Source organism: Marinicrinis lubricantis (assembly GCF_042658665.1).
Taxonomy (GTDB): domain Bacteria; phylum Bacillota; class Bacilli; order Paenibacillales; family KCTC-33676; genus Marinicrinis; species Marinicrinis lubricantis.
In genome coordinates, this window is record NZ_JBHSQV010000095.1 from 1 (window position 1) to 3475 (window position 3475).

General features: G+C 44.5%; 2 protein-coding genes. Both read right to left on the reverse strand.

Annotated features, from left to right (window positions below; translation table 11 throughout):
• Positions 1-90 precede the first annotated feature (90 nt).
• A complete protein-coding gene (locus ACFPXP_RS08325; RefSeq protein ID WP_379893768.1) occupies positions 91-1755 on the reverse strand; it encodes an IS1634 family transposase in 1665 nt (554 codons plus the stop codon).
• Between the two features lie 570 nt (positions 1756-2325).
• Complete coding sequence (locus ACFPXP_RS08330; protein WP_379893769.1) at positions 2326-3105, reverse strand: hypothetical protein; 780 nt, start codon at positions 3103-3105, stop codon at positions 2326-2328.
• Positions 3106-3475 lie beyond the last annotated feature (370 nt).

Sequence of the window (3475 nt, forward strand, 5' to 3'; positions counted from 1 at the left end):
CCCGAGTTCGACAGTCACTAGGTAAACAAAATGCCCGGATCCCTTGTCCTGCTTAGGTTTACGGGCAACTTTAACAGAAATGGCGTGTATCTATGGTTTTGAGTGGATTTCTAGGAACCTTGGAGGCGGCTCGAGCCCAAGTGCAGCAAAGGATTTGCGCTGGTCAGCAGTGAGCTCTGTACTCTGGCAGACATCTCCGTTAATAGAAGAAAAATGTCCGAGATGTATGCGGTCCAGCTCCTTGCGTAAGGCTGCCCACGTCTGGCCTGTCTTCACTTCTACGATTCGCACTAACAGCAGGGCCAGCCAGCTAATCAAAATGTGGGAGCGAATACGGTCTTCCAGGCGATGGAACATCGGACGCAATTCTAGCGTGGTCTTTAGTGTCCGGAAGGCATCCTCGACATCCACCAGTTGCTTGTATCCCAGGGCGACATCTTCAGCGGACAGCGTGTCATCCGATGTACGGATCAAATACTTGCCATCATACTTCGCCGCATCCCGGATCGCCTGTTTATCCAGCTTGAGCGTCCCATCCTTCAACTGACGGATATACTTGCCATAGGTTGGATGAGACCGCAAACGGCATGCCGCTTTCGTATGCGCCTGCTTGCCCAGTTGTTTGAGTTCTTCCATGTGTCCTTGCAGCTTCTCGATGTGCTGCTCACGTCGAATGCGATCACGTTCAGCTTCTTTCGGATTGTAGACGAGGACAAATCGTTTGCGGGCTTCACCATCACCTACGATGATGTCCTTCACCTGCAGATTGTCTCGAACGTGATGGTATCTCCCTTTGCGGCTCATGGCTTCTTCCGTTGTTTCTTTGCCGGAATGCATTTTCTCGCCGACAATGTAATGACCACCCGTTCGTTGCAGTGTACGCAGATTATCTTCGGAGGAGAAGCCACGGTCCATCACACTGATCACTCGGCCGAGCCTCCAACCGACCAGATCCTTCTTCACCTCATCAACTACGGACATGTCGGACGTGTTCCCTGGCCAGACCCATGAGCGAATGGGGATGCCTTCACGGGTTACAGCTAAGCCGATGACCACCTGAATGAGATCGGGCCGCTTATCCTTCGAGAAGCCGGCCTTGCGGAATTCGTCGTCCTCCGGCGCATCGAACGGGTCAACTTCGAAGTAAGACGAAGTCGTATCAAAGTACAACAGATCGACTTCAAGATTGAGCAGATCGGAGACGGAGCAATACACTTGATGCTCCAGCTCCGATTGAACCTCCAGCAGTTCATCCATGGCTCGATACAGCTGCTGGCTATGTACTTCAGTGATGCCAGGGAGATACACATCATGCTTGACCCAATCCTCCATCGCGAGCTTGCTAGAAGGATTCAGCGCACGATTGGCTACCATGGAGAAGATCAAACGCTCGATGGAAGACTGATGATTGCGATCGGAGAATAACTTCTCCAAGATGGCATCCATCCCGAGCTTCTTCCAGAGTTGGTGCAGCATCCAAGAGCCACCCAAGCGCTTGCTTGATTGGAATAAGAACTCTGCTGTATCCCCAATAGCATTTTGGGCCTGGAGCGCAGCCTCAGGCGTGAGGTACCGGGAAATGCTTTGAACCAAGCGTTCCAGGACAGATCGGTCGACCTCATCTTCACGGCCGAATGAATAGATCACCTTCGCTTTCGCGTATTTGGATCCCGGATCCCACTCGTTGTGCGCTAATTGGAGATAAGCAGTCGTGGTGCCATTTTTATTTTTACGAGATACTCGGCGAATATACATGCCTATATAATACCATATAGACCATCATAAAATAAAGGTTAATCTTAGTTAGCGTGTGCCTATGAAATTCTCGGTGTTTTTCTATGCATTCCGAGAAAAAACCTTGATCTTATGGGATTTTCGATCCCTTGTGTACCTATTTTGAGTGATTTACTGTCGAACTCGGGAAGAGGGGTCGAACCCAGGGTTCAGTCCCGCGCGCAGGTAGCGAGTGAATTACATCTGTGATAACGCCAACAGCGGACGAGCACGGCATCTGTATCATACCTCTAAGGTTGTCATCGCCTGAATTGCTTCTTCGCAAAGTTAATGGGGATACAGATACTCCCCTCGCCTCCATATGTAGTATCAGAAAAGCGACCTCATGAGGTCGCTTTTTTGCGTTTCATATACGTTGCGGTTGGTAAAACCGCGTGGTTGCTGGGATTGTGGTGACTCTGTTGATGAATAAGAAATATTTCTGATGGTGTTGGTAGTGGTGCCGCTTTGTAATAGTGATGATGATACCCAAGAAACATTATGAAGCAGATCGGTTACCTCATTGGTATAAACCAAGATGTTATAATGTGTCTATTCTTTGTTGGTCAATGCTCGAAGGCTACGGCCAAACTTATCCGAATCCATGCTGAGCATGTTTTCGAGAATTTTTAAATATCTATATAACTTAAAGACAAGCTCAATACCTTCAATTATGTACTTTTCTAAAATGTATTTCTTAAATTCATCTGTTTCGACTTCAATCTCTTCGATAGCCATTTCAAAGTCACTATCAGAGTATCTGCTGAATTTCTCAGGGGGCTTATTCATTTCTTCAAAGCCCTTTTTGGTGAAAAGTAATCGATTCATTTGATCCGTCTTGAGGTCATATGAATTAACAATAAATAGAGTAGTAAATTCATATTTTGATTTCAAAAACCATCGAGATATATAAGAATTTTCGGCGAGCTTCATTTCGTTAATTCCTTGAATAAATGCCTCCAGTGTAGGAATATCTTCAAAAAGAAAATCCTTTGATTCTTTATATCGTTGGGTTACCCATCTTCTTTGGGCATGAATTGAAACGATGGGTTTAATTTTGTATGCATAGCACTCAACTATTAGATCGTAACAATTTATTGCATATTCAATATTTCTGGAGCCTATGGAGATGAGATCAATAATGTAATGTGACAACTCACGGTGTTTAAGAACTACTTCTTCAAGCTTTTTTCGATTTGCTTGTGCAACAGCACGACGAATAATTCCGTATCGGCTCACGAAATATCCAAGAAATATAATTAGAATGAGTACGACAATTGCAGAGAGCTTAGTAAAGTTATCCCATATCAAAAATGCATTTTCATTCCACATATTTATTATCGCTCTCTGGAGAGTATTGATTAGTTGATCATTGAAGGTAAGTAATGTAAGAATACCTGCTAGAATTGAAACTTTACTGAAAAGCAGTGATAGAATGGCTTTTATAGTTTCAAAGAGAGTAGGTCTTCCTATATAATCTATTAATTCTGGACGATCGTTACCTCCTGAGGCTATATTAACTAGACCAAGTCTCATATGATAGCTAAGTTTACTATAACCAAATTCAAATCTTACTAACTCAACTTTCGCAGCTTGGAATAGGCAGATAAGCCTTGATGTAATTGGGTAAAGCAGAGATCCATTGCTGTAATTGACACTGAATCAGAGTGGAAAGCTTTTTCCCTGCTTTTGAAGCGACTTC

Coding starts and splice junctions, on each gene's coding strand:
- ACFPXP_RS08325 (WP_379893768.1), bottom strand. CDS start 1,755: ATGTATATTCGCCGAGTATCTCGTAAAAATAAAAATGGCACCACGACT.
- ACFPXP_RS08330 (WP_379893769.1), bottom strand. CDS start 3,105: ATGTGGAATGAAAATGCATTTTTGATATGGGATAACTTTACTAAGCTC.